This window comes from Candidatus Cryptobacteroides sp., assembly GCF_056207615.1.
In genome coordinates this window covers 1-6,965 of the sequence record NZ_JBAEER010000063.1, presented here as the reverse complement: position 1 = coordinate 6,965, position 6,965 = coordinate 1, and the positions used below count along the sequence as shown (strand labels likewise).

Annotated in this window: 4 protein-coding genes; all 4 read right to left on the bottom strand. The window is 51.5% G+C overall.

Features of this window, described 5'->3' with window-relative positions:
• Positions 1 to 790, bottom strand: a 790-nt coding sequence (locus tag AC06ND_RS03950) for a helix-turn-helix domain-containing protein (protein WP_475677694.1), incomplete at its 3' end; no start/stop codon positions are given.
• A 250-nt stretch (positions 791 to 1,040) separates the two neighbouring features.
• Positions 1,041 to 2,471, bottom strand: a complete 1,431-nt coding sequence (mnmE, locus tag AC06ND_RS03945; protein ID WP_475677693.1) for a tRNA uridine-5-carboxymethylaminomethyl(34) synthesis GTPase MnmE — start codon at positions 2,469 to 2,471, stop codon at positions 1,041 to 1,043.
• A 6-nt stretch (positions 2,472 to 2,477) separates the two neighbouring features.
• Complete coding sequence (gene rho, locus AC06ND_RS03940) at positions 2,478 to 4,478, bottom strand: transcription termination factor Rho (RefSeq protein WP_475677692.1); 2,001 nt, start codon at positions 4,476 to 4,478, stop codon at positions 2,478 to 2,480.
• 66 nt (positions 4,479 to 4,544) lie between these two features.
• Positions 4,545 to 6,965 (bottom strand): putative LPS assembly protein LptD (locus AC06ND_RS03935; protein WP_475677691.1); only part of this gene is annotated, 2,421 nt, incomplete at its 5' end.

Genomic DNA, 6,965 nt, shown 5'->3' with positions numbered 1-6,965 from the left:
TCATCACCTGCTCGGTGATAGAGCCGTTCTTTATTCCGTCCACATGGACCTTTGAGTAGTAGACCTGGGATTTGACCTTCTTCTTCGGTATGGCATAGTCATAGGCCATGGAATACACTGCCGACTGAGTCATGTTATACTTCTTGATGATCTCTGATGTGGAATACCATTCGGTTATCTCTGGATGCTCGTCTTCAGCTCTCTTTGCAAGCAGCTTGTCGACCTTCACCTTATTATAATAGTCCTTGTCACGGAAGTGGATCGCCTCGATTCCTTCTCTTTCCAGTAGCTTCTTCACACCAGCCAGAGACATCCCGGCCTTTTCCATGACATCTTTGGTCAGGTAGAAGTCATTGATGTCAAGCTTAGGCTCTTCTCTGGTAGTGACAGGACGACCGTCCTCGTTCTTGAACGGAGGAGGGACCAGGGGAGCAGGAAGCGTCTGGAACAGACTGTCCAGATCTGCCTTCCTGATGAGAGTTTTAGTTGGAAGCTTTAGGATTTTGATCTGGCCGCTCTTGATATACCGGTAGATTGTGGATTTGCCTACAGACAGATACTCGGCTGCCAGACGTGGCGTCATTACGCAGAGATTGTCGAAGTGCTCGACACTTCGCCTGGCTTCTTCTTCCTTGAATGCCTCGCCGACTTCCTTTTCAAGGATACGCCGTCTCGTTACCTTGTACGCCTTTTGAGAGCATAGATGACTGCAGAACCTCGTTGCGGCAGTCCTTGCCGTGAATACGCTGCCGCAGAACTCACAGTGCTTTTGATAGGTGATTTTTCCCATTTTTGGTTCACAAAATAGTCCCAGGGTGTCCCAATGCGTCCCAATGTGTCCCACCCCGTGAACAACTTAGGAACGAACGAGGTCTATCGAAAGTTATGCAGCAGAAATGCGCTAAAAAATCTATGCAAAACTATCCAAAAACGTCCTACAACGTCCTAAAATGCGAAAATAGGTGAGACGTGTTAACTGTCTCACCTATAGCTAGTTTTGTTGGATTTAATCGTAAGTAATTGTAAATCAATTAGTTACATCATTTGCCGATGCAGAACTTCCCGAAAATCACACCGAGGACCTCGTCGGTGGAGATCTCGCCGACTATTGTTCCTAAGTGGTAGATGGCCTCTCGGATATCCTGAGAAACGAGGTCGCTTGGGACGCACATCATAAGACCATCTTTGACCCTCTTGAGACAACTGCTTGTTTCGCCGAGCTCCTGGACATGTCGCAGGTTCGTAACCAGAGTAGTATCGCTCTCCGAAAGCATTCTCTTGGCAAAGGAGGACAATTCCGCCTTCAACTCGTCAATTCCAGTCAAATTCTTCGCAGACATCTGAATTACAGGAGATTTAACTAAATTGTTCAGGTCGCGAACTTTTTTGTTAATATCCTCTGTAGAGCATTTGTCGACTTTGTTCAGGATAAATATAGCGAATTGAGATTCAGGAATAAGCGAAATTAGCGATCTCGCATCGCCAGACATTCCATTTGAAGCACTACTTGAAGTACAAGACAATGTTTCATCTTCGCTAGCATCGATCATTGCAAGTACTACTTGAGCTTCTTCAATCTTCTTGAAAGTCCTCTCGATACCTATCTTTTCGACCGTCTCCTCAGTACCGCGAATACCTGCAGTATCGATGAATCTGAATAGGGTACCATCGATGTTGAGAGTCTCCTCGATAGTGTCACGCGTAGTGCCTGCGATATCAGAGACGATAGCGCGATCCTCACCAAGAAGAGCATTTAGAAGCGTGCTCTTTCCAGTATTGGTCGCACCGGCGATGGCAACTGGAATACCGTTCTTGATAGCGTTGCCAAGGCGGAAAGACTCCACGAGCCTGTCGCAATGAGCAGCGGTGTGGTCGACCAGATCCATCAGCTCGGACCTGTCGGCAAACTCCACATCCTCCTCGCTGAAGTCAAGCTCGAGCTCCATCAAAGAAACGATCTTCAGGAGCGCATCTCTCATAGATCTCAACTCTGACGAGAAGCCTCCCTTCAACTGACTCATCGCAATCCTATGTGAAGCAGTACTTTGGGAAGAGATAAGATCAGCGACTGCCTCAGCCTGGGCAAGGTCCATCTTACCGTTTACGAAGGCGCGCTGAGTGAATTCTCCGGGCATTGCGACCATGGCTCCAGCCGACGTCAGCAATCCCAACACCGTCTCTACGATATAACGTGACGCATGGCAAGAAATCTCAACGGAATCTTCGCCCGTATAGGAGTGAGGAGCACGGAATACGGTCGCGAGGACCTCATCTATCACTTCTCCGTCCTTAGCGACGGTACCGAAGCGCACGCTGTACCCAGGAGCCTCGGAAAGGCACCCACGACGGCATCTGACGACCTTGTCAGCAATTGTAAGCGCGTCAGGGCCGCTGATTCTGATAATTGAAATCGCACCTGTACCGGGAGTGGTAGCAGGTGCGCATATCGTAGAGTCCGAAAGACGGTTCATCCTATTTTAGAAGGTATCGTAATACTTGGCCTCCTTCGGATTCACCTTGCTCATGTTGTCAAGGAGGTCCTCGTTGGTCTTGTTCTCGTCCATGAGCTGAAGCATGAAATTCATTGCCTCAGTAGGGTTCATCTCAGCGAGAAGCTTGCGAAGTATCCATATCCTCTGAGCCTTGCTCTTCTCGTAGAGAAGGTCATCGCGGCGAGTACCCGAAAGGGTGATGCCAACGGCAGGGAAGATTCTCCTGTTGGAGAGAGTTCTGTCGAGCTGAAGCTCCATGTTGCCGGTACCCTTGAATTCCTCGAAGATCACATCGTCCATCTTCGAACCGGTCTCGGTGAGTGCGGTAGCGATGATGGTGAGCGAACCGCCGTTCTCAATGTTGCGGGCTGCGCCGAAGAATCTCTTTGGCTTATGGAGCGCATTTGCATCCACACCGCCGGAAAGGACCTTGCCGGAAGCCGGCTGAACGGTGTTGTATGCACGGGCGAGGCGAGTGATGGAGTCGAGGAGAATCACGACGTCGTGTCCGCACTCTACCATTCTCTTTGCTTTCTCAAGCACCATGTTCGCAACCCTCACGTGCCTGTCTGCAGGCTCATCGAAGGTCGAAGCAACCACCTCTGCCTTCACGCTGCGCTGCATGTCGGTAACCTCCTCCGGACGCTCGTCGATAAGGAGAACGATCTCATACACCTCAGGGTGATTGTCGGCGATGGCATTCGCGATGCTCTTGAGGAGCATGGTCTTACCGGTCTTTGGCTGGGCCACGATGAGACCGCGCTGTCCCTTTCCGATAGGAGCGAAGAGGTCGACGATACGGCATGACTCATCGCTCGCATGTCCGTTGCCGAGGAGATTGAACTTCTCATCAGGGAAAAGAGGGGTGAGGAAATCGAATGGAACACGGTCCCTGATGAACTCCGGGAAGCGTCCGTTGATGGTCTTGATCCTCACGAGAGGGAAGTACTTATCACCCTCCTTAGGTGGGCGAATCTCACCGCAGACCATATCGCCGGTCTTGAGCGCATTGAGCTTGATCTGCTGCTGAGATACATATACATCGTCTGGGGAGTTGAGATAGTTGTAGTCCGAAGAACGGAGGAATCCGTATCCGTCAGGCATGATCTCGAGCACTCCAGTAGCCTCCACGGTGCCCTCGAATACTATCTTCGGCTGCTGAGGCTGACGCTGCTGCTGCCTGTTCTGATTATTGTTGTTATTGTGATTCTCATGCTGCTCGCCATTCTCGGCCTGCGGCTGTTCCTGTGCGGCCTGTGGCTGCGCATTCTGCGGAGCCGGCTGCTGCTGAGGATTCTGCTGTGCTCCGCCGGGACGCTGCCTGTTTCGAAGCTCCTCGATGCTTGGAAGATTAGCCTTGTCTATCTGGCTTGCGTTGCGCTGGTTCCTGTTCCTGCGTCCATTATTATTACGCTGCTGCTCGTCCTGAGCTGGCTTTGATGCAGCATTTTCTGCGTCCTGAGCCTCACTTGGCGCAACCGGAGCCTCTACCTCCTCTGCCATAGCTACAGGCTCTGCTGCAGCATTCTGTATCCTTGACCTACGCTGGCGAAGCTTCTTCTGCGAAGTAACGGCCTCCTGCGCTGGCTCTGATGCGGTTTCAGCCACATTTTCTACCACCGGCGCTTCTACTGGCTTTGGCTCCTCTGCAGGGGCATTCTCTGCCTTTCTAGGCCTTCCTCTCTTCTTTCCGTCAGCCTTCTTTGCTGGTTCTTCTGGCTTCACTGAATCTTCAGTCTTATTCGCCTCATTGGCCTCTGCAGCTGGCTGCTGGGCCCTCTCCTTCTTAGAGGCATCCTTGCGCAGACGAAGCTTGCGTGGCTTCTCCTCAGGCTCCTTCTTGGAGTCCACGAGGGCCTCTTCGTCCATCACCTTGTAGAGAAGCTTTTCAGCCTCCATCTTCTTGGCGCCTCTGATGCCGAGTGACTCTGCAAGTTCACGCAGAGATTCCACAGGCATTTCCTTCAATTGAAAAATCGTGTGCATTATGTAAAAAAGATTGTATTTGCGATCAGTCCCGAACGGAACGACCGCAAATATAGCAATAATTATTTAATTGTCCCAGTAAGAACTGCTCTTCTTGTACCTGAGCAGGTCTGAGAGTGCCGCAGCGTTCGCAGCGATCCTGAAGCTCCATGACTGCCACTTACCGGTAGGTACCCATGACACCGCTATGTTGAAGCAGTGCAGGTCATAGCTTGCAGACAGCTGAGTGGTGGTAAGTTTCAGAGCCATCAAGTCGAATCCCGACGACATGTTGATGCTGAGCTTAGGAGTAAGCTTCACGTTTCCGGACATACCGAGAGTCTGGTTATGCCTGTGCTTGGTGATGAGTTCGTTGTTCGTGTACTGGTACGAACGCTGGTAGCTGTACGAATAGTTGAAGCTCAGCGACCACGCCGAGTTCGTATTCATATAATATAGCCATCCACCCGGAATGTATTCTCCGGTGACAGGATGATAGTATACCCTATAATAGTCACTCGCCGCGCCCTTGACCTCTCCCGTACTACCGACAGATTTTCCGTCGCCGGAGATAGAATAAGAGAGGGAAGCGCTCGCACCGGTCAGCCTGAGGAGTCCCTGACCCTGGGTGACGGCGAACTTGTTGTACTTGGTACCACGCTCATTGACCGCATAAGGGTCGAAATTGGCATTGGCATTGATGCCGAGCTTGCCGAAGATTGAGGTGGACATCGAGATTCCGACATTATTCATCCTGAGCGAGTCCGCGAGGAAGTTGTAGCCGGTATTGATATTGAGGTTGTCAATAAGCTTGATCTTCTTGGTTCCGCTGCCGGTAGTGTCACGGAAATCACGGACCTTCGCCTCGAGATTGTTTCCGATGCTAAGGCTCATGGTGCCGCTCTTACCGCGTCCCGGTGCAGAGTAGACCTGCCCCTCGTATATATTGTAGTCCTTATGGACGAGCTTTCCGTTCTCGTCAACATAATCGAGGGAACGGTAACCATTCATCCTATTCGCCTTCTCAGGGCTGAAATTGAACGATACTGAAGGTGATACGACATGTCTTATTGCCTGCAGCTTGTGGTGCTTGCCGAAGTTGAACATACCGTACAGTCGGGTACTCATCGAGATACTACCCGAATATGTCTGAGTGACACCGAAAGAAGAGAACGCCTTGCCCCTCACGTCCTGCACCTCCTGCGCAGTGACCATCTGGGTGAATCCGTCAGCATCAGTATATGCCACCTGCTTAGGCAATCCCGTCTCCTCGTCTATCACGTCCACCAGCTCCTTCATCGTCTTCCTGAAGAACCAGTTCATACCATACTGTATGCTTGGCGTGAAGTTCAGGTACTTGAACAGAGTGAAGTTCGGCAGACCTATCTGGAAGTTGTGGGTCATACCGTTCTGGAACTTGCCGAGGAACTCTGGATCCTTGATGTTGAACTCAGACGCCTTGAAATTGATCTTGTTCTGCAAGGTAGTGCTATATCCGAGAGAGAACTTCTCGTAGAACTTCTCCTTGCCGACGCGGTTCTTCTTCTTGAAAGGATAGAACCTCGTCACAGAGAATGTCACGTTAGGAAGAGTGAAGGTATACGAGCTGTCCCTCGAGTTCTGACTATGGAGAGCATTGACCGAAAGGTTCATCTTTCCGTTCCAGTTCTTCGAATATGAGATTGAAGATGATATCTGGTTCTGGAGCGCCTCGTTCACGCTGGTCGAGTTGTACCTGCTGTTCGAAGGGCTGGAGAAGTTCACGGAAGCACTGAAGGAGGTTCCTGGACGTGCCTTGCCGTCCTGCGAGTGGCTCCACTTCACGGCGAAGTTCTTCGACTGGAAGAAGTCGGAGCTGCCCTTCTCTCCCGTCTGGTCGTTGGAGTAGGTGAGTGCGAAGCTACCGTTGAATTTGTAGTTGACCCTGTATCGGGAGTTGATGTCCACAGCCCATGAGCCGAGGGTATAGATATCTCCGGTGATGGAAAGGTCGAAATACTGTCCGAGCACGAAGTACATACCTGCGTCCCTGAGGTAGAATCCACGCGAGGTCTCCTCACCGAAGGTAGGCATCAGGAATCCGGTCGCACGGTCAGGCCTCTTCGGGATGAAACCGAAAGGAATACCGATAGGCAGCGGCACGTCCGCGAGCACCAGGTTCGCCGGTCCGAACACCGTCTTCCTGTTCTTGCCCGTCGTCACCTTCGCCGCCGAAAGCTTCAGGTAGTAGTGTGGATGTTCGGCGTCGCAGACCGTATACTGACCCTTGGTCATGTTGATCGAGTGGTCCGGCATCATCTTGATGTTCTGTCCATGGATGGTACCGTCCTCCTCTGTGGTGGTCATGTCCTTGATGCTGGCCTTTCGCGTATCGAAATTGTAGCGCACCTCGCGCATCTCATAGGTCTTGTCACCCTGCTTCATCGTCGGCGTTCCCTTCAGCTCACCGGTCGCAGGGTCCTTGGTTCCGCGTGCAAAGAGTATGTTCGTCGACAGGTCATATTCCAT